This window comes from Streptomyces sp. YJ-C3 (genome assembly GCF_053891275.1).
Genome location: NZ_CM132685.1, coordinates 7,088,827 through 7,106,564, shown reverse-complemented (window position 1 = coordinate 7,106,564; position 17,738 = coordinate 7,088,827). Strand labels below are relative to the sequence as shown.

19 protein-coding genes are annotated in these 17,738 nt (G+C 73.2%); 8 read left to right on the top strand and 11 right to left on the bottom strand.

What is annotated here, in order from left to right:
- Positions 1 to 27: 27 nt before the first annotated feature.
- Positions 28 to 582: a DoxX family protein gene (locus tag ACVHNB_RS31975; protein WP_428955042.1), complete on the bottom strand. Its 555-nt coding sequence runs from the start codon at positions 580 to 582 to the stop codon at positions 28 to 30.
- Positions 583 to 672: 90 nt separating this feature from the next.
- On the opposite strand from ACVHNB_RS31975, the gene ACVHNB_RS31970 reads away from it, so the two are divergent.
- Positions 673 to 996 carry a nuclear transport factor 2 family protein gene (locus tag ACVHNB_RS31970; RefSeq protein WP_428955043.1) on the top strand — a complete coding sequence of 108 codons (324 nt, stop codon included), beginning with the start codon at positions 673 to 675 and terminating at the stop codon, positions 994 to 996.
- Between the two features lie 61 nt (positions 997 to 1,057).
- Positions 1,058 to 2,050, top strand: coding sequence for an aldo/keto reductase (locus ACVHNB_RS31965; RefSeq protein ID WP_456226437.1), 993 nt, complete (start codon positions 1,058 to 1,060; stop codon positions 2,048 to 2,050).
- A gap of 23 nt (positions 2,051 to 2,073) precedes the next feature.
- Here the strand turns inward: ACVHNB_RS31965 and ACVHNB_RS31960 are convergent, their stop codons facing one another.
- From ACVHNB_RS31960 to ACVHNB_RS31950, 3 genes are all read right to left on the bottom strand, one after another.
- Complete coding sequence (locus tag ACVHNB_RS31960) at positions 2,074 to 2,925, bottom strand: PhzF family phenazine biosynthesis protein (protein ID WP_456226436.1); 852 nt, start codon at positions 2,923 to 2,925, stop codon at positions 2,074 to 2,076.
- 86 nt (positions 2,926 to 3,011) lie between these two features.
- Positions 3,012 to 3,476, bottom strand: coding sequence for a lamin tail domain-containing protein (locus ACVHNB_RS31955; RefSeq protein ID WP_428955046.1), 465 nt, complete (start codon positions 3,474 to 3,476; stop codon positions 3,012 to 3,014).
- Positions 3,477 to 3,604: 128 nt separating this feature from the next.
- On the bottom strand, positions 3,605 to 4,372 hold the full coding sequence (locus ACVHNB_RS31950) for an SDR family oxidoreductase (RefSeq protein WP_456226435.1): 768 nt from the start codon (positions 4,370 to 4,372) through the stop codon (positions 3,605 to 3,607).
- Between the two features lie 144 nt (positions 4,373 to 4,516).
- Here ACVHNB_RS31950 and ACVHNB_RS31945 point away from each other — a divergent pair, with 144 nt between their 5' ends.
- The gene (locus ACVHNB_RS31945) at positions 4,517 to 6,151 is read left to right on the top strand and encodes an alkaline phosphatase D family protein (RefSeq protein ID WP_428955048.1); all 1,635 of its coding nucleotides are present in this window, start codon (positions 4,517 to 4,519) and stop codon (positions 6,149 to 6,151) included.
- 139 nt (positions 6,152 to 6,290) lie between these two features.
- Here ACVHNB_RS31945 and ACVHNB_RS31940 read toward each other — a convergent pair whose 3' ends face one another.
- Positions 6,291 to 7,289 (bottom strand): Gfo/Idh/MocA family protein, encoded by a 999-nt coding sequence (locus ACVHNB_RS31940; RefSeq protein WP_456226434.1) that lies wholly within the window; start codon positions 7,287 to 7,289, stop codon positions 6,291 to 6,293.
- Positions 7,290 to 7,392: 103 nt separating this feature from the next.
- Between ACVHNB_RS31940 and ACVHNB_RS31935 the strand changes: the two genes are divergently transcribed.
- The 3 genes from ACVHNB_RS31935 to ACVHNB_RS31925 are packed head-to-tail and all read left to right on the top strand — an operon-like array spanning position 7,393 to position 10,887.
- Positions 7,393 to 8,721 carry a multidrug effflux MFS transporter gene (locus ACVHNB_RS31935; protein WP_456226433.1) on the top strand — a complete coding sequence of 443 codons (1,329 nt, stop codon included), beginning with the start codon at positions 7,393 to 7,395 and terminating at the stop codon, positions 8,719 to 8,721.
- Complete coding sequence (locus ACVHNB_RS31930) at positions 8,676 to 9,857, top strand: serine hydrolase domain-containing protein (RefSeq protein WP_456228978.1); 1,182 nt, start codon at positions 8,676 to 8,678, stop codon at positions 9,855 to 9,857. Before ACVHNB_RS31935 ends, ACVHNB_RS31930 begins: the two co-directional genes overlap by 46 nt.
- A 25-nt stretch (positions 9,858 to 9,882) precedes the next feature.
- A complete protein-coding gene (locus ACVHNB_RS31925) occupies positions 9,883 to 10,887 on the top strand; it encodes a small ribosomal subunit Rsm22 family protein (protein WP_456226432.1) in 1,005 nt (334 codons plus the stop codon).
- A 55-nt stretch (positions 10,888 to 10,942) separates the two neighbouring features.
- Here ACVHNB_RS31925 and ddaH read toward each other — a convergent pair whose 3' ends face one another.
- Both ddaH and ACVHNB_RS31915 read right to left on the bottom strand, forming a co-directional pair.
- On the bottom strand, positions 10,943 to 11,725 hold the full coding sequence (ddaH, locus tag ACVHNB_RS31920) for a dimethylargininase (protein WP_456228977.1): 783 nt from the start codon (positions 11,723 to 11,725) through the stop codon (positions 10,943 to 10,945).
- A gap of 159 nt (positions 11,726 to 11,884) precedes the next feature.
- Entirely contained in the window at positions 11,885 to 12,070 is a 186-nt protein-coding gene (locus ACVHNB_RS31915; protein ID WP_428955053.1) for a DUF6243 family protein, read from the bottom strand.
- Positions 12,071 to 12,211: 141 nt separating this feature from the next.
- Here ACVHNB_RS31915 and ACVHNB_RS31910 point away from each other — a divergent pair, with 141 nt between their 5' ends.
- Positions 12,212 to 12,886 carry a TetR/AcrR family transcriptional regulator gene (locus ACVHNB_RS31910; RefSeq protein ID WP_428955054.1) on the top strand — a complete coding sequence of 225 codons (675 nt, stop codon included), beginning with the start codon at positions 12,212 to 12,214 and terminating at the stop codon, positions 12,884 to 12,886.
- On the opposite strand, the gene ACVHNB_RS31905 is transcribed toward ACVHNB_RS31910, so the two are convergent.
- Entirely contained in the window at positions 12,855 to 13,715 is an 861-nt protein-coding gene (locus ACVHNB_RS31905) for a glycerophosphodiester phosphodiesterase (protein ID WP_456226431.1), read from the bottom strand. The two genes, ACVHNB_RS31910 and ACVHNB_RS31905, sit on opposite strands and share 32 nt — an antisense overlap.
- A gap of 127 nt (positions 13,716 to 13,842) precedes the next feature.
- Between ACVHNB_RS31905 and ACVHNB_RS31900 the strand changes: the two genes are divergently transcribed.
- A complete protein-coding gene (locus ACVHNB_RS31900) occupies positions 13,843 to 14,565 on the top strand; it encodes a bifunctional DNA primase/polymerase (RefSeq protein ID WP_428955056.1) in 723 nt (240 codons plus the stop codon).
- 48 nt (positions 14,566 to 14,613) lie between these two features.
- Here the strand turns inward: ACVHNB_RS31900 and ACVHNB_RS31895 are convergent, their stop codons facing one another.
- From ACVHNB_RS31895 to efeB, 3 genes are read right to left on the bottom strand one after another with little or no spacing between them, the layout of a single operon-like run.
- Complete coding sequence (locus ACVHNB_RS31895; protein ID WP_456226430.1) at positions 14,614 to 15,597, bottom strand: hypothetical protein; 984 nt, start codon at positions 15,595 to 15,597, stop codon at positions 14,614 to 14,616.
- Positions 15,598 to 15,634: 37 nt separating this feature from the next.
- Positions 15,635 to 16,480, bottom strand: coding sequence for an iron uptake transporter permease EfeU (efeU, locus tag ACVHNB_RS31890; RefSeq protein ID WP_428955058.1), 846 nt, complete (start codon positions 16,478 to 16,480; stop codon positions 15,635 to 15,637).
- 3 nt (positions 16,481 to 16,483) lie between these two features.
- Entirely contained in the window at positions 16,484 to 17,737 is a 1,254-nt protein-coding gene (gene efeB, locus ACVHNB_RS31885) for an iron uptake transporter deferrochelatase/peroxidase subunit (RefSeq protein WP_428955059.1), read from the bottom strand.
- Position 17,738 lies beyond the last annotated feature (1 nt).

Below are 17,738 nucleotides of genomic sequence, written 5' to 3'. Positions count from 1 at the left end.
ACGAGCCTAGAGCCTCGGCCCGCGCGGCTACTCGCCCGCGTCCGGATCCTGCGTCGGCCTGGTGCGCGAGGCGACCACCGCCAGCGCCGCCGCCCCGGCACCCACGAGCGCCGCCGGCACCATCCAGTGCCGGTCGAGCACATGGCCGAGCGCGTGGTCGAGGGAGTAGCGGCCCGCGCCGGTCACCGCGAGGCCCGCCGCGACGAAACCGAGGAACGCCGGGTACTCGTAGCCGCCGTTCATCGCGAAGAACCCGTTCGGGGCGTGCACGGCCGCCGCGCCCGCCATGGTCCCGGCCGCCGCGGCGCCGCCCAGCGGTGTGGCGAGGCCGAGCGCGAGGAGCGCCCCGCCGCCCGCCTCGCCGAGCCCGGCCGCGAGGGCGCTCGCCTTGGCGGGGGTGTACCCCATGGCGTCCATGGCGGCGGTCGTCCCGGACACGCCACCGCCGCCGAACCAGCCGAGCAGCTTCTGGGCGCCGTGCGCGGCGAGAACCCCGCCGGTCCCCAGGCGCAACGCGAGAAGGCCCAGGTCACGACGGCTGGAGCAGGAGGTGCGAGAGGTACGCAATCGAGTGCAGGTCATGTCCCCACCGTCCGGCAGCCGTGCGCCGCGCACCTCGCGCGCGGGCCCATTCGGGTGGCGGCCGGCCGGCCGCGGTGCAAGCCTGGGCGCATGCCCATCCAGACCGCAAAGCTCAGCGACCCGGCGGTCCGCGCCTTCGTGTCGGCGCTGAACGCCCACGACCAGGAAGCCTTCCGTGCGGCGCTCGCGCCCGGCGCGACCATGGCGGACGACGGCAGCGACCGGGACCTCGACGACTGGACGGCCCGCGAGATCTTCGACTCGAACGGCCACATGGAGGTCGAGAAGGAGACCGCCGAGGGCCGCTCCCTCGTCGCCCGCTACCGCAACGACACCTGGGGCGAGATGCGCACCAGGTGGACGTTCGACGTGTCGGGCGGCAAGGTCACCCGGTTCGAGACCGGACAGGCCTGAACATCCCGTATCCGTAGGGCTGTTGACCTCGCGTGCGCTTCAACTCCTAGCGTTCCCGGGCATGGACATCGACACCAGGACACTGGGCGGCAGCGGCATCGAGGTCAGCGCCCTCGGCTTCGGATGCTGGGCCATCGGCGGCGAGTGGCAGGACCCGGACGGGCGGCCGCTCGGCTGGGGCCGCGTCGACGACGAGGAATCGGAGCGTGCCGTGCGGCGCGCGCTCGACCTCGGCGTCACCTTCTTCGACACCGCCGACGCGTACGGGACCGGCCACAGCGAACGCGTGCTCGGCCGCGCCCTCGGCAAGCGCCGGGACGACGTCGTCATCGCCACCAAGTGGGGCAACGTCTTCGACGAACGCACCAGGACCCTCACCGGCGGCGACGACTCCCCCGAGCACGCCCGCCGCGCCCTCACCGCGTCGCTCGCCCGCCTCGGCACCGACCGCATCGACCTGTACCAGCTGCACCTCTCCGACGCCGACCCGCAGCGGGCCGCCCGGCTCCGCGACACCTGCGAGGAGTTCGTCCGCGAAGGGCTCGTACGCGCCTACGCGTGGAGCACCGACGACCCCGACCGGGCCCGCGTCTTCGCCGAGGGCCCGCACTGCGCGGCCGTGCAGTACCGCTGCAACGTCCTCCAGGACGCGCCCGAACTCCACGCGCTGTGCGAGGAGCTGGGGCTGGCCGGCATCCAGCGCAGCCCGCTCGCCATGGGCCTGCTCGGCGGTGGCCACGGCGCCGGGCGCACGCCCGCCGCGGGCGACATCCGCAGCGCCCCGCCCGCCTGGCTGCCCGGCTTCGGCACGGGCGGCGGCGCGGACCCGGAGTGGCTGGCCCGGGTCGACGCGCTGCGCTCCGTGCTCACGGGCGGCGGCCGCACCCCGGCGCAGGGCGCGCTCGCCTGGCTGTGGGCCCGCAGCCCGCGCGCCGTGCCGATCCCCGGGTTCCGCACGGTGGCGCAGGCCGAGGAGAACGCGGGCGCGCTGGCCCACGGGCCCCTGTCCCAGGACGAGTTGACGCAGGTGGAGCACCTTCTGGGCCGGGCGTGACGAGCCCCGGTACGTGACAGCCCCTAGGCGAGGGGGACCGCCGTCCCGCTCACCCGCACCCGCGGGTCGCCCGCCTGCAGCGTCACCGTCAGCTCACCGGGGCGGCCCATGTCGGCGCCCTGGTGCAGGGTGAGCACGGCCTCCTCCGGGACCAGGCCCAGCTCGCGCAGATACGCCCCGAACGCGGCGGCCGCGGCGCCGGTGGCCGGATCCTCGACGACGCCGCCGACCGGGAACGGGTCGCGCACGTGGAAGGTGAACTCGCTCTCCCGCCAGACCAGTTGGACGGTCGTCAGGTCCAGTCGGCGCATCAGGGCGGCGAGCCGCTCGAAGTCGTACGCGAGGTCGGCGAGGCGCTGCCGGGTGGCCGCGGCCAGGACGAGGTGGCGGGCACCGGCATAGGCGATGCGCGGCGGCAGGGCCGGGTCCAGATCGGCGGCCGGCCAGTCCAGCGCGGCGAGCGCCTCGGCGAGGTCCTCGCCGCTCACGTCCTCCACCCGCGGCGCGACGCTGGTGAGGGTGGCGCGCAGCGTGTCCCCGGCCCGGTCGACGGAGACCGGCACCTCGCCGGCGAGGGTGTGGAACAGGTAGTCGCCGGTGCCGTGGCGCTCGGCGAGGGCGACCGCGGTGGCGACGGTGGCGTGGCCGCAGAACGGGACCTCGGCCTTGGGGCTGAAGTAGCGCACGGTATAGGCCCGTTCGCCGCTTCCGGCCGGGCCCGGCGTCACGAATGCGGACTCGCTGTACCCCAGGTCCGCGGCGATCTTGAGCATGTCCTCGGCGCTGAGCGCGGAGGCGTCGAGCACGATCCCGGCGGGGTTGCCCCCGGCGGGGTCGGTCGCGAAGGCGGTGTAGCGCAGCACGTTGTCGGTCATGCGGTGCATTCTCGCCGGTGCGGCAGGCGCGGTTCCCCGCGCCCCTCCCGGAGCGCGGGGAACCGTCTTCCCCCCCTCGTGGTGGCTCAGTGGCAGCTGATCGCGCCCGAGCCGAGACGGCTCCAGGAGCAGGAGTCGAGCTGCGTGCCGCTGGGCTTGATCAGGCGGGCCTTGTCGCCCGTGTTGTTCCAGACGTACGAGCCGCGGCCCCAGTACCGGACGCCCGAGGCGTTCGTCCCCTTGCCGGTGCGGACCTTGACGGTCTTGCCCGCGCCGATGTTGTAGCTGCCGAAGGTGTACGTGTAGCCGGTGTTGTCCTTCAGCTTGTAGCCCTTGAGCTGGATCGCGGAGCGGGTGTTGTTGTGGATGTTCACCCACTCCGCGTTCAGAGAGCTGTTGCTGCGATTGTCCGAGCCGGGGCTGTCGTACTGGATGAAGCCGAGGTGCAGCCCGCCCTGGTGCGCCGCGGCGGACGCCGGGGTCGTGGCGAGCAGCGAGCCCGCGAGGGCCGCCGCGGCGAGGGCGGCCGGGGCCGCGGAACGTATGCGCAAAGTGTGCTCCGAATGTGAAGTTCTCGTGGAGAGGAACTGAGCATACGGGCCCCGGCGTCCGGTAATGCGGCGGTAGATCCCATTCCGTTTGTGGAGATTTATCTCTCAAGCAAGCTGGGCCGGTGCGCTCAACCCCGGCCGACGTACGGCATGTTCGTCGCCAGCACCGTCGCGAACTGCACATTCGCCTCCAGCGGCAGCTCCGCCATGTGCCGCACCGTGCGCGCCACGTCCGCCACGTCCATCACCGGCTCCGCCGCCAGCTCCCCGTTGGCCTGGAGGATGCCGGACTGCATGCGCTCGGTCATGTCGGTCGCCGCGTTGCCGATGTCGATCTGCCCGCAGGCGATCCGGTACGGACGGCCGTCCAGCGAAAGGGACTTGGTCAGGCCCGTCAGGGCGTGCTTCGTCGCCGTGTACGCGATCGAGTGCGGCCGCGGCGTGTGCGCCGAGATGGAGCCGTTGTTGATGATCCGGCCGCCCTGCGGGTCCTGCTCCTTCATCTGCCGGAACGCCGCCTGCGCGCACAGGAACGCCCCGTTGAGGTTGGTGTCGACGACGTGCCGCCACGCGTCGTACGCCAGGTCCTCCACGGCCACGCCGCCGGGCCCGAACGTCCCCGCGTTGTTGAAGAGCAGATCGAGCCGGCCGAACCGGTCGCGTACGGCGGTGAAGAGGGCCGTCACCCCGTCCGGGTCCGACACGTCCGTCGGGGCGACGAACGACTCCGTGCCCGGGGCCAGCCCCGCCGTCCGTGCCAGCGTCTCGACGCGGCGGCCGGCCAGGGCCACCCGCCAGCCGGTGCGCAGCAGCTCCAGGGCGACGGCCCGGCCGATGCCGGAGCCGGCGCCGGTGACCACGGCGGTCCTTGTCGATGCGGTTCGCAGATCGTCCATGGGGCCGCAGCGTACGGGCGCCCCGCCATGCGGAGATCACCGATCCGCCATGTGGCTGTTGTGTACGCGACAGTCGGGCGTCGTCCCGGCCCACTGCAATTCCCCGTGACGCCAGATGACGCCAGCAGTCAGGGGAGGGGCTCCATGTCACACGTACCGCAGCACGCACCCGAACTCCGCGCAGCCGCCCAGCACTTGGGCCGCCGGCGCTTCCTCACTGTCGCGGGTGCCGCCGCGGCGCTAGCCTTCAGTGTGAACCTGCCCGCGGCCGGCACCGCGGCCGCCGCCGAACTGGACGGTCGCAAGATCACCAGCGATCCGTTCACACTGGGCGTCGCCTCCGGTGACCCGCTGCCCGACTCCGTGCTGCTGTGGACGCGGCTCGCCCCGAAACCGTACGAGACCGGCGGCGGGCTGCCCGCGCAGCGCGTCGAGGTGCGCTGGGAGCTCGCCCTCGACGAGCGCTTCCGGCGCGTCGCCAGACGCGGCACGGCCACCGCGCACCCCGAGTTCGACCACTCCGTGCACGTCGAGGTCGACCACCTGGAGCCGGGCCGCGTCTACTACTACCGCTTCCGCGTCGGCGACCGGGTCAGCGAGACCGGCCGCACCCGCACCGCGCCCGCCGCCTCTTCCCGGCACGTCCCCGGCCTCACCCTGGCCGCCGTCTCCTGCCAGGCGTACCACGACGGCTACTTCACCGCGTACAAGCACCTGGCCGAGGACGACGTCGACGTCGTCTTCCACCTCGGCGACTACCTCTACGAGTACGCGGTCAACTCGGTCGGCGGCGCCCGCAACTACACGGACCGCGTCGTGCCCGACATCTTCAACCGGGAGACCATGACCCTGGAGGACTACCGGCTGCGGTACGCCCTCTACAAGTCCGACCCGGACCTGCGGGCCGCGCACGCCGCCCACCCCTTCGTCGTCACCTGGGACGACCACGAGACCGAGAACAACTACGCCGACGACACCTCCGAGACCGAGGGTCCGGCGGACGAGTTCCTGCTGCGCCGCGCCTCCGCGTACCGCGCGTACTGGGAGAACCAGCCGCTGCGCCGCCCCCAGCTTCCGACCGGCCCCGACGCCCAGCTCTACCGGCGCCTGGTCTGGGGCCGCCTCGCCCAGTTCGACATCCTCGACACCCGCCAGTACCGCTCGAACCAGGCCTACGGCGACGGCTCGCACGTCCCCGGTCCCGAGTCGGACGACCCGGCGCGCACCATCACCGGCGCCACGCAGGAGCGCTGGCTCCTCGACGGCTGGCGCCGCTCGCGCGCCCTGTGGAACGTGGTGCCGCAGCAGGTCACGTTCTCCCAGCGCAAGCTCGACCTGAACGCCGAGGCGAAGGTCTCCATGGACGCGTGGGACGGCTACCGCGCCTCCCGTGACCGGGTGCTGGCCGGCGCCAAGGCCGCGCGCGTCGAGAACCTGATGGTGCTCACCGGTGACGTGCACGTCGGGTACGCCTTCGACATCAAGGACGACTTCGACGACCCCGCGTCGCGCACGCTCGGCACGGAGATCGTGGCCACGTCCATCGCCTCCGGCAAGGACGGTTCCGAGAGGCCGTCCAACTGGGCCACGTACACGCAGGCCAACCCGCATCTGAAGTTCTACAACGGGCGTCGTGGTTACGTCACCGTGGACCTGGGGGAGGAGTCGGCCCGGGCCGACTTCAAGACGGTCTCGGCGGTCACCGTCCCGGGGGCGCCGCTCACGACGGCGGCGTCGTTCGTGACGGCCGTCGGCGACCAGGGCCTGCGTCCTGCCTGATCAGGTCTGACGCCGGGTGCGGGTGCGGTGGGGGCTGAAGGCGAGCGGCGAAGCCGCAAGCCTTCAGCGGCGCGGGGAACTGCGCGAGAAGCCCCACCGGGCCGGCACCCGGCGACGGGACCGCACCAGGGCGGACGCCTCACCGCTCCCCGGGATACCGCACCCCCACAGCCCCCCGCACCGCGTCCAGGGTCCGCATCACCGCGAGCGACCCGTCGAGCGGCACCAAGGGCGACTCCGTGTCGCCGGCCCGGAGCCGCCCCATCACCTCGATCGCCTCGTGCCGCATCGAGTCCCGCGGCCCGTCCTCCGGCACCGCCGTGAACTCCTCGGGGTCGCGCCCGTCCCGGTGCAGCACGAACCGCTCCGGGTAGAAGAACCCGGCCGGCACATCGATCCGCCCCGCGGACCCCGTCACCGAAGCCGTCACGCCCGTACCGGAGTTGATGGCGCAGTGCAGCAGCGCCTGCGCCCCGCTGTCCCACGACAGCAGCATCGCCGTCTGGAGGTCGACGCCCTCCTCCGACAGCATCGCGCGCGCCGTCACCCCCGACGGCTCCCCGAGCAGCAGCTGCGCGAACGACACCGGGTACACCCCGAGATCCAGCGTCGCGCCACCGCCCTGCGCGGGGTCCCGCAGCCGGTGCGCGGGCGGGAACGGGCCCGCGAGCCCGAAGTCGGCCTGCACCGTGCGGACTTCACCGATCGCGCCGTCGTCGACCAACGCCTTGAGGCGGCGGATCATCGGGTTGCAGTACATCCACATGGCCTCCATCAGGAACAGGCCCCGCGAACGCGCGAGCGTCACCAGTTCCCCGGCCTCCCGCGCGTTCAGCGTGAACGCCTTCTCGCACAGCACCGCACGGCCCGCCTCCAGACAGAGCCCGGCCGCCTCCCGGTGCGCGGAGTGCGGCGTGGCCACGTACACCACGTCGACGTCCTCGTCCGCGGCGAGCGACGCCCAGTCGCCGTACGCCCGCTCGATCCCGAACCGCTCCGCGAACGCCTTCGCCGACGTCTCGGTCCGCGAGGCGACCGCCACCACCTCGGCGTCCGGCAGATCCAGCAGATCCGCCGTGAACGACGCGGCGATCCCGCCCGTCGCGAGAATTCCCCACCGCACGCGCTCCGCTGCCATCCCTGCCCACCTCAGTTGTTGGTCTCGACCACTCCACCGAGCTGAGAGCATAGGTAATCGCACGTACGACCGGGAGAGACGAAAGGGAACGAGGGGCATCGGGATGGCGGAGAGCGGAAGTACCGGGAGCACCACGAGCGCGGCCGGACCCGCGCAGGTCACCCCGGATGGCGGCCCAACCGCCGCGCCCAGGGCGGCCGTTCGCACCGGCATGCTCGTCACCTTCGTGCTCGGCGGGCTGACCGCCGTGCCGCCGCTGTCGATGGACATGTACCTCCCGGCCCTGCCCGAGGTCACCGGCGCCCTGGGCACCTCCGCCGCCACCGCCCAGCTCACCCTCACCGCGTGCCTGACCGGCATGGCGCTCGGCCAGCTCGTGGTCGGCCCGATGAGCGACAAGTGGGGCCGCCGCAGGCCGCTCATGATCGGTCTGTTCGTGTACGTCGCCGCCACCGCGATCTGCGCCCTCGCGCCGAACGCCGCCCTGCTCGTCGCCTTCCGGCTGCTGCAGGGCCTGGCGGGCGCGGCCGGCATCGTGATCGCCCGGGCCGTCGTGCGCGACCTCTACGACGGCGTCGCGATGGCCCGGTTCTTCTCCACCCTGATGCTGATCTCCGGCGTCGCCCCGATCGTCGCGCCCCTCATCGGCGGCCAGGTCCTGCGCGTCACGGACTGGCGCGGCGTCTTCGTCGTGCTCACCGTCATCGGCATCGCGCTCACCACCCTCGTGGGCAAGTGCCTGCCCGAGACCCTGCCGCCCGAGCGGCGGCACGGGGGCGGCACCGTCGAGGCGCTGCGCACCATGCGGTCCCTGCTCGCCGACCGCGTCTTCACCGGATACATGATCGCGGGCGGCTTCGCGTTCGCCGCGCTCTTCGCCTACATCAGCGCCAGCCCGTTCGTGATCCAGGAGATCTACGGGGCCTCGCCGCAGACCTTCAGCCTGCTCTTCGGGCTCAACTCGATCGGCCTGATCGCCGTCGGCCAGCTCAACGGCAAGGTCCTCGTCGGCCGGGTCAGCCTCGACAAGGTCCTCGCGGTCGGCCTGACCCTGATCGTGCTGGCCGCCGCCTTCCTCCTCCTCGTCGCCACCGGCGTGCTCGGCGACCCCGACGAGCTCGGCCTGGTGCCCGTCGCCGCGGGCCTGTTCGTGCTCATGGCGTCGATGGGCCTGGCCACCCCCAACACCAACGCCCTCGCCCTGCTGCGCACCCCGCACGCCGCCGGTTCCGCGTCCGCCCTGCTCGGCACCTCGTCGTTCCTGATCGGCGCGGTCGCCTCGCCGCTCGTCGGCATCGCGGGCGAGCGCACGGCCGTACCGATGGCCCTGGTGCAACTCTCCTGCGGCCTGGCGGCGGCCGTCGCCTTCATGGCACTGTGCCGCCCCTGGCGGCACACCGCCAGAGCGATGGGGGAGGTGACGGAGCGCTGAGTTCCCCACGACTGCGCCACGGCACGCCCGAGCGGGCCGGCCTGGACGCCGCGCGGATCGCCCGCCTGGTCCGCGGCGTGCGCGCGCTGCCCGAAGGGCCGCGCCCCTGGTGCGCGGGCGCCGTGCTGATCGCCGGGCGCGGCCCGGTGATCGCCGCCGAGGCCGCTTGCGGCTGGGCCGTGCGCCACGCGGCGTACGACGAGACGGCCGACCGGGGCGTCGAGCTCCCGGTGGCGGCCCGGGTCCCCATGACCCTGGACACGCCCTTCGACCTCGCCTCGGTCACCAAGCTGTTCACCACGATCGCCGCCGTGCAGCAGATCGAGCGCGGCACCCTCGGCATCGACGCGCGGGTGGGCGCGTACCTCCCCGACTTCACCGCCGCCGCCCGGCACGGCATCACCGTGCGCCAGCTCCTCACCCACACCTCGGGCCTGCGCCCCGAACTCCCGCTGTACGACGCCCCGGACATGTCCTCCCGGCTGGCGCTGCTGCGCGCGGAGGCGCCCTCGTCGAAGCCGGGGGAGTTCCGCTACTCCGACCTGAACATGCTGCTGCTCCAGCACCTCCTGCAGCGTCTGACCGGCCGGGCACTCGACGTCCTCGTCCGCGAGGGCATCACCCGCCCCCTCGGCATGACCGCCACGTCGTACGGGCCGCGGCCCGGCGCCGCCGCCACGGAGGACCAGCGCCGCCCCTGGGCCAAGGCCGACCGCGGCATGCTGCGCGGCGAGGTCCACGACGAGAACGCCTGGGCGCTCGGCGGCGTCGCCGGCCACGCGGGCCTGTTCTCCACGGCGTACGACCTGGCGGTGCTCTGCCGCGCCCTGCTCAACGGCGGCTCGTACGGCACCGCGCGCATCCTCGGCCCCGACTTCGTCGACCTGATGCTGGCGGCGCCCGGGCTCGGCTTCCGGGTCGACCAGCCCTCGTTCATGGGGGAGCTGGCGGGCCGGGGCGCGGCCGGGCACACCGGGTTCACCGGCACCTCCCTCGTCCTGGACCCGGTGACCGACACCTTCCTGGTGCTCCTCGCCAACACCGTCCACCCGCGTCGCCGCCCCGCCGACAGCGGCCCCCGGGAGGCCGCGGCGACCCGGCTCGCCCGGGCGGTCACCGGCCCGGCGGGCCCGTAGCCGCGGGCCGCCTAAAATCGTCCGGGTGAACGCCCCGACCGACCCGCACGCCCCCGCCGACACCCTGCGCTCGGCCCTCGCCGGACTCCTCGACGGCCTCCCGCCGACGCAGGCGGCCCGCGCCGTGGACCGGCTCATCGCGAACTACCGGGGCACCACCCCGACCGACGCCCCGATCCTGCGCGACCGGGCGGACGTGGCGGCGTACGCGGCGTACCGGATGCCGGCCACGTTCGAGGCGGTGTGCTCCGCGCTGGGCGGCCTCGTCGGCGCGGCACCGGCGGACTGGAGGCCCGACGGGCACCTCGATATCGGCGGCGGTACCGGCGCCGCGGTCTGGGCGGCCCACGAGACGCTGCCCGGAGCGCGCCCGACGACGGTCCTCGACTGGTCGGAGCCCGCGCTGACGCTGGGCCGCGAACTGGCGTCGAGGGACGCCGAGCTGGCCCGTTCGGTGGAGTGGAGGCGCGGCCGCATCGGCGCGACGGAGCTGCCCGCCGCCGTGGACCTCGTCACGGTCTCCTACGTCCTGAAGGAACTGACGGACGCCGACCGCGCCGCGGTGGTCGACGCCGCCGCCCAGGCGTCCACCGGCGCCGTGGTGATCATCGAACCCGGCACCCCCGACGGCTACACCCGGATCATCGAGGCCCGCGACCGGCTGATCGCCGCGGGCTTCCACATCGCGGCCCCCTGCCCGCACAGCGCCGCCTGCCCGATCACGCCCGGCGAGGACTGGTGCCACTTCTCGGCCCGGGTCAGCCGCTCCTCGCTGCACCGGCGGGTCAAGGGCGGCTCGTTGGCGTACGAGGACGAGAAGTTCGCGTACGTGGCGGCGACCCGCTTCACCCCCGAACCGGCCCCGTCCCGGGTGGTCCGCCGCCCCCAGATCCGCAAGGGCCAGGTGCTCCTGGACCTGTGCGGGGCCGAGGGCGGCCTGGACCGGGTGACCGTGACGAAGAAGCACGGGGCGCTGTACAGAGAGGCCCGTGACGCGGACTGGGGGGATTCCTGGGCACAGCCGCGCTAGCGCACGGCCGCGGGGCTCTGCCCCGGCCCCCGCTCCTCACTCGCCGGAGAGGCTTCTAGGGGCGCAGCTCAAGCGTGCAGCACTTCACCGACCCGCCCCCCTTCAGCAGCTCCCCGAGATCCATCCCGACCGGCACGAAACCCCGCTCCCGCAACGGCTCGAACAACCCCACCGCCGCCTGCGGCAACAGCACGTGCAGCCCGTCCGACACCGAGTTCAGGCCGAAGGCCACCGCGTCGGACTCCTCGGCGATCAGCGCGTCCGGGAACAGCCGCCGCAGCACCGCCCGGCTCCCCGCGGAGAACGCCCCCGGGTAGTACACGACCTCGTCCGCCGCGTCGTCGAGCACGGCGAGCGCCGTGTCCAGGTGGTAGAAGCGCGGGTCCACCAGATCGAGCCCGATGACCGGCCGGCCGAAGAACTCCTGCGCCTCCCCGTGCGACAGCGGTGACGCCCGGAACCCGCGCCCGGCGAGCAGGTACGACGCGGTGACGGCGAAGTCGCCCTCGCCCTCGTTGACGTGCACGGGCTCGCCCACCTCGGCGTACCCGTGCGCACGGAACCACTCCAGGTGCGCGACGGCCTCCGGCTCCCGCTGGGGATGGGCGAACCGCGCGCCGAGCACCCGCCCGTCCACGACGGTCGCCCCGTTCGCCGCGAACACCATGTCGGGCAGTCCGGGCCGCGGGTCGAGCACCTCGACGGTGTGGCCGAGGGCGCGGTAGCGGTCGCGCAGGTCCTCCCACTGTGCGACGGCGAGGGGGACGTCGACCGGTTTCGCCGGGTCCATCCACGGATTGATCGAGTACGTGACCTTGAAGTGCGCAGGCGGGCACATCAGGTAGCGCCGGGGTGTGGCGCGCCGTTCGACGGAACACCCGGAGTACGGATTACGCAATGAGGGCTCCTCACGACCGCAGGGGCTGTTGCGCCCATGGTGCGGTCGGAGGAGCCCTCACGGCTGTGAACCGAACGGGTGGTTCACACCCGCACCCGGTCACGAGGCGTCGGAGGTGCCGCGCCTCTCCTGCATCCTGCGCAGCAGCTCGCGCTTCTGCGCCACGGGATCGACGCCCCCGCCGCCCACCTGCCCGCCCCGGCCGCCGCCGCGCAGCGCCTTGCGGGAGAGCGTGCGACGGGTCCCGCCGACGCCCAGCATGCCGCCTGCTCCACCTCGGGTCATGACGTACTCCTCTGCCTCACTCACCTTCGACGAGACGGTTCGTCTCGCCGTGTCGACGGTTCCACTGTGAACGAGACGGTTCGTCTTGTCAATCGTTTTCGAGACGGGACGTCTCGCCTCGCCCGCTGCTACATTCGAACCATGTCTGCCACGCCCAGCCGCGCCCCGAAGAAGACGGCCCCCGACTCCGCCCGCCGCAGCGAGCGCTCCCGCCGCGCGATCTACGACGCCGCCCTCGCCCTGGTCGGCGAGATCGGCTACCCCCGCACCACCATCGAGGGCATCGCCGCCCGCGCCGGCGTCGGCAAGCAGACGATCTACCGCTGGTGGGGCTCGAAGGCGCAGGTCCTGATGGAGGCCTTCATCGACCTCAACGAGCAGAACCAGCAGGCCGCCTCCGAGAACCACCCCGACGTCCCGCTCGACCCGGTCGCCCTGCCCGACACCGGCGACCTCGAGGCCGACCTCAAGCTGGTGCTGCGCGCCACCGTCGACGAACTCCTCGACCCCCGCTTCGACGCCCCGGCCCGCGCGCTCGCCGCCGAGGGCGTCGCCAACCGCGAGTTCGCCCGCGAGTTCGTCGGCAAGCTCCTCATGCCCGGACTCGACCTCTACGCCGCCCGGCTGCGCGCCGCCCAGGGCGCCGGCCAGGTCCGCGCGGACGTCGACCCCGAGATCGCCCGCGACCTGTTCTCCGGGCCGCTCGCCCAGCGCTGGCTGCAGGAGACCGGCCCGCTCGACCACGCGTACGCCGACAGGCTCGTCGAGTACGCCCTCTACGGGATCAGCGCCCGCCCGGGGTCCGCACCGGCGTAGCCGCCAGCAGGCCCGGCGCGTTCGTGATGACCCCGTTGCAGCCGAGCCGCAGCGCCCGGTCCCGGTCCTCCGGCCGGTTCACGGTGTGCGCCCACACGCGCGGCACCCCCGAGCGGACCGCCCGCACCAGATCCGCGTCGCGCGCCCGGTGATCCATGTCCAGGATGTCGACGTACGAGGCCCAGCGCGCGGGCCGGTCGGTCCTCATCTGCCGTGCGGAGCGCCACAGTTGGGAGATGAGGCCGAGGCGGTGCGCGCGCTCGGCGACGGCCGGCCGGTTGGAGTTGACCAGTACCGAGCGGGTCAGGCCGCGGTCGCGGATCAGCCGGGCCAGCCCGGTCAGGCTCCTGGGGTCCTTGGCCTCCAGCATCAGGACGATCCGGCCGCCGAACCGGTCGAGCACCTCCGCGACCGTCGGCGGCCGCTCCGAGCGCCAGCCGCCCGGCAGCGACGCCTTCGGCCGCAGCCGCACGCCCCGCCACTCCGTCCGGTCCAGGGCGGCCACCCGGCCGCCCGAGGAGGTCGTCCGGTCCAGGGTCGCGTCGTGCATCACGACGAGGGTGCCGTCGCGCAGCATCCGCGTATCGAAGTCGAGGACCTGCGCGGTGCCCCGCTCGAAGGCCGCGGCCAGTCCCGCCATGCTGTTCTCCGGCACCTCCAGGGCGCCGCCGCGGTGCGCCGTGTACGTGACGCGGGGCAGGGCGTCGACGGTGAGCGGGCCACGGCCCCACTCCAGCGGCGGCGCGGAGGCCAGTACGGCCAGGGAGAGGGCGCCGGCGAGGCCGCCCACCCGCGCGGCCCGGTGGGCGAGAGTGACCATGGCGACCAAGGTAGGCCCCCAAATATGGGCAAATCAGGCAATGACACCCTGTGGCCTCTCGGGAAGCGGGATGGTGGGACCATGGAGACCCGGGGTTCATCCGGCACCCGGCACGACGGCGATGGTGAGGGGATAGATGGGCGCGGAGCACAGCGACAGCGCACGCACGGGCCTGGGCAGGTTCGCCCAGTGGCTCAAGTCCGCCCGGGGCCCGAAGGAGACCCCGGTCGACACGGACCGCGAGTCCCTGCTGATCGCCGCTGCCGCCGCCGGACTGCCCCTCGCACCGGCCGCGTACCCCGCCGACTACCGATGTTCCTGCAACCGCATCGGCTGTCCGACACCCGGCCGGCACCCCGTCTCCTTCGCCTGGCAGACCCAGTCCACGACGGACCGCGCGCAGATCGAGCGCTGGGCCCGGCACCAGCCGCAGGCCAACTTCATCACCGCGACCGGCATGGTCCACGACGTCCTGGACGTACCGCTGGAGGCCGGCCGTGAGGCCCTGGAGCGCCTCCTCGCGGCGGGTGTCGAGGTCGGCCCCGTCGCGGAGTCCGGCGGCGACCGCATGCTCTTCTTCACGGCGACGCGCGGCACGCCCGAGGACGAGGACGAGTGGTGGCCCTGCGAGCTGGACTGCCACCCCGAGACGATGGACGAGCACCCCGGCCTGCGCTGGCACTGCCGCGGCTCGTACGTCCTGGTCCCCCCGGCCCGCCTCCCGGCCGACCGGTCCGTGGAGTGGGTGCGCGGCCCCGAGTACCCGCTGCCGGACCCGCTGACCCTGCTGGAGACCCTCACCGACGCGTGCGCGCGCTACGTGGGAGCGGAGCCGGACTTCACGTCCGCCTGGCCGTAGTCCGAGCCCCTTCCGGGGAGCGGGGCCCGGGGCGGAGCCCCGTGACGGTCACGACCCCTCGGCCGTGGTGATCCCCTCGACCCGGTTCAGCACCTGCACCCCGTCCCCGGCGGAGCCCTTCGCCGGGTCGAGGGCCGTCTGGTTCGACACGTACCCGTACGTCGCCGACTGCTTCGCGTCCCCCGACATCAGCGCCTTCACGCCCGGGCTGATCGTGGGCAGATCGCTGCCCGGCGACGCGGTCTGCTTCTCGTAGCGCCGCGTCGTGAAGAAGACGAGCGCCCCGCCGTCCTCGGTGCGCAGCGCGACGGGCGCGTAGTCCCCGGACGTGAGCGGCTCGTCGACGAACTGCGTGGCGAGGCCGGGCCGGGTGCTCTTCTTGCGGGACTCGCGCCACTGCGAGGTGTACGGCCCCTGCGCGAACCCGTCGCCGCCGTCCTTCAGGTACCCGGTGTACTTGTCGCTCACCTCGCCCGGCGGCATCGCGAGCCCCTTGTCGTCGGCGGCGATGGCCTCGCCCCAGCCGTCGGCGTCCTTCTTGAACGCGGGGAGCGTGTCGCCCCGGAACAGCGTCAGATACGAGACCGCCCACGGCTCGTCGACGTCGTCGCGGGTGAAGACCATCACCCAGCGGGAGTTGGCGACCCGGCTGTTGGCGGAGTCGGTGACGAACCAGCGCGGCCAGCCGGCCTTCTTCGGGACCGTGAAGTTCGTGTCGGTGAGCTTCAGCGGCGCGTGCTTCGGGTTGCCCTGCGGGCTCACCGCGCGGCCCGCCTTCAGCTTGGCCCCGTCGATCGCGGCCAGCGCCCCGGTGACGTACCGCGCGTCGGCCGCCCGGTCGTACGTCTTGTCCGCCTTGTTGTACGCGGTCACGAAGGTGTCCAGGGCGCGTGCGGCCTGCGCCTTCGTGGTCGTGGGCACGACCTCGAGCTCCCCGTGCACGGTCACGCAGCCGCTCGCCGCGAGGGACAGCACGACCGTCGCTGCCGCCGCCGCGGCGGGTCTGCCGAGCCTGTTCCTGACCTCGCTCATGACGTTGACCTCACCTTCCCCTTCCCGGGGCCGAACCCTACCGGGAAGAAGAAGCACCCAGTGCCTCGCCCCTGCGGGACAGCAGCCCGGGCGGGGCGAAGAACAGCGCCAGCGTCGGCACCAAGTACACGCACCAGACGACGACTTGGAGCACCGTCGGGTCGGGCTGGAAGTTGAGGACGCCCTTCAGGAGCGTGCCCAGCCAGCCGTCGGGGGCGATCGTGCCGCTGATGTCGAACGCCAGGTCGTTCAGGCCGCCGACGAAGTCGGCCTCCTGCAGGTCGTGGAAGCCGTACGCGAGGACACCCGCGGCCACGACGACCAGCATGGCGCCGGTCCACGTGAAGAACTTCGCCAGGTTGATGCGCAGGGCGCCCCGGTAGAACAGCCAGCCGAGGACGACCGCCGTGGCCAGGCCGAGCAGCGCGCCGATCACCGGCTCCGTGGTGCCGTTGCTGGTGGCGTGCACCGCCGTCCAGACGAAGAGGGACGTCTCGAGACCCTCCCGGCCCACCGCCAGGAAGGCGGTGAGGACCAGCGCCGCCGTGCCCATCCGCAGCGCGCTGTCCAGCTTCCCGTGCAGCTCCGACTTCAGGTGCCGGGCGGTGCGCCGCATCCAGAACACCATCCACGTCACCAGGCCCACCGCGATGATCGACAGCGAGCCGCCGAGCGCCTCCTGCGCCTTGAACGTCATCTCCTGCGAGCCGAACTCCAGGCCCGCGCCGAACGCCAGCGCCACGAACACGGCGACCCCGACCCCCAGCCACACCGGCTTCAGGGCGTCCCTGCGGTCCGTCTTCACCAGGTACGCGATGAGGATGCAGACGATCAGGCTCGCCTCCAGACCCTCGCGCAGACCGATCAGATAGTTCGCGAACATCGCTCAGCTCGCCTTCCGCTCGAAGAGCCCGCGGCCCCACCAGTCCTTGCCGTCCCGCACCCCCGGCGGCACCGCGAACACCGCCGAACCGACGTGCTGGATGTACTCGTTGAGCGCGTCGCTCCGCGACAGGCTCCGCTGCACCGGGATGAACCCCGTGCGCACGTCCTTCTGGTACGCGAGGAAGAACAGCCCGGCGTCCAGGCGGCCCAGGCCGTCCGTGCCGTCGGTGAACGAGTAGCCGCGGCGCAGGATCGTCGCGCCGTGATTGGAGTCGGGGTGCGCGAGCCGCACGTGCGCGTCCGGCTTCATGGCCTTCAGGAACGGCTCGTCGCGCTCCTTCGCCCTGCCGACCGGGGCGCCCTCGCCCTTGTCCCGGCCGAACACGTCCTCCTGCTCCTGCAGCGACGTACGGTCCCAGGTCTCGATGTTCATCCGGATCCGCCGGGCGACGAGATACGAGCCGCCGTCCATCCAGTCCGAGCCGGACACCCACACGTGCTCGTCGAGCCGCTTCGTCTCCGTGCCCGCGATGTTGCGGGTGCCGTCCTTGAAGCCCATCAGGTTACGAGGGGTCTGCGCGTCCGGCGTCGTCGACGACGTCTTGCCGAAGCCGAGCTGCGACCAGCGGATGGCGACCTTGCCGAAGCCGATCCGGGCCAGATTGCGGATCGCGTGCACGGCGACCTGCGGGTCGTCCGCGCAGGCCTGCACGCACAGGTCGCCGCCGCTGCGCGCCTTGTCGAGGTTGTCGCCGGGGAACCTCGGCAGCTCCACCAGCGCCTCGGGCCGGCGGCCGGCGATCCCGAACTTCTTCCCGTACGTCTCGAACAGCGAGGGCCCGAAGCCGATCGTCAGGGTGAGCCGGGACGGCTTGAGGCCGAGCGCCTCGCCGGTGTCGTCCGGCGGTGCCTCGGCGAGCCCGCCGTACGCGCCCTCGCCGACCGTGCGCCCCTCGGTCATCAGGGCGGCGGCCTTCGTCCAGTCCTTGAGGAGCTGCACGAACTCCTCGCGGTCGTCCGTCTTCACGTCGAACGCGGCGAAGTGCAGCCGGTCCTGCACCGCCGTCGCGATACCGGCCTGGTGCGCGCCGTGGAACGGCACCGCGCCGCCCGACTCGGCGGCCGGCTGCATGTCGTCGCCGTCGGATCGGGTCAGCGCGACGGCGCCGCCCGCCGCCGCGGCACCGAGCGCGAGCCCGGCGCCGCCGACCGCGAGCAGCGAACGCCGGGACGGGGCAGGGGAGTTGTCCGTCATG

What these genes read in the sequence shown, in the direction of transcription:
- ACVHNB_RS31945 (WP_428955048.1), top strand. Translation starts at nt 4,517, where the DNA reads ATGTCACACGTACCGCAGCACGCACCCGAACTCCGCGCAGCCGCCCAG.
- ACVHNB_RS31895 (WP_456226430.1), bottom strand. Translation starts at nt 15,597, where the DNA reads ATGAGCGAGGTCAGGAACAGGCTCGGCAGACCCGCCGCGGCGGCGGCA.
- ACVHNB_RS31900 (WP_428955056.1), top strand. Translation starts at nt 13,843, where the DNA reads ATGGGCGCGGAGCACAGCGACAGCGCACGCACGGGCCTGGGCAGGTTC.
- ACVHNB_RS31950 (WP_456226435.1), bottom strand. Translation starts at nt 4,372, where the DNA reads ATGGACGATCTGCGAACCGCATCGACAAGGACCGCCGTGGTCACCGGC.
- ACVHNB_RS31970 (WP_428955043.1), top strand. Translation starts at nt 673, where the DNA reads ATGCCCATCCAGACCGCAAAGCTCAGCGACCCGGCGGTCCGCGCCTTC.
- ACVHNB_RS31940 (WP_456226434.1), bottom strand. Translation starts at nt 7,289, where the DNA reads ATGGCAGCGGAGCGCGTGCGGTGGGGAATTCTCGCGACGGGCGGGATC.
- ACVHNB_RS31910 (WP_428955054.1), top strand. Translation starts at nt 12,212, where the DNA reads ATGTCTGCCACGCCCAGCCGCGCCCCGAAGAAGACGGCCCCCGACTCC.
- ACVHNB_RS31965 (WP_456226437.1), top strand. Translation starts at nt 1,058, where the DNA reads ATGGACATCGACACCAGGACACTGGGCGGCAGCGGCATCGAGGTCAGC.
- ddaH (WP_456228977.1), bottom strand. Translation starts at nt 11,725, where the DNA reads ATGTGCCCGCCTGCGCACTTCAAGGTCACGTACTCGATCAATCCGTGG.
- efeB (WP_428955059.1), bottom strand. Translation starts at nt 17,737, where the DNA reads ATGACGGACAACTCCCCTGCCCCGTCCCGGCGTTCGCTGCTCGCGGTC.
- ACVHNB_RS31975 (WP_428955042.1), bottom strand. Translation starts at nt 582, where the DNA reads ATGACCTGCACTCGATTGCGTACCTCTCGCACCTCCTGCTCCAGCCGT.
- ACVHNB_RS31935 (WP_456226433.1), top strand. Translation starts at nt 7,393, where the DNA reads ATGGCGGAGAGCGGAAGTACCGGGAGCACCACGAGCGCGGCCGGACCC.
- efeU (WP_428955058.1), bottom strand. Translation starts at nt 16,480, where the DNA reads ATGTTCGCGAACTATCTGATCGGTCTGCGCGAGGGTCTGGAGGCGAGC.
- ACVHNB_RS31915 (WP_428955053.1), bottom strand. Translation starts at nt 12,070, where the DNA reads ATGACCCGAGGTGGAGCAGGCGGCATGCTGGGCGTCGGCGGGACCCGT.
- ACVHNB_RS31960 (WP_456226436.1), bottom strand. Translation starts at nt 2,925, where the DNA reads ATGACCGACAACGTGCTGCGCTACACCGCCTTCGCGACCGACCCCGCC.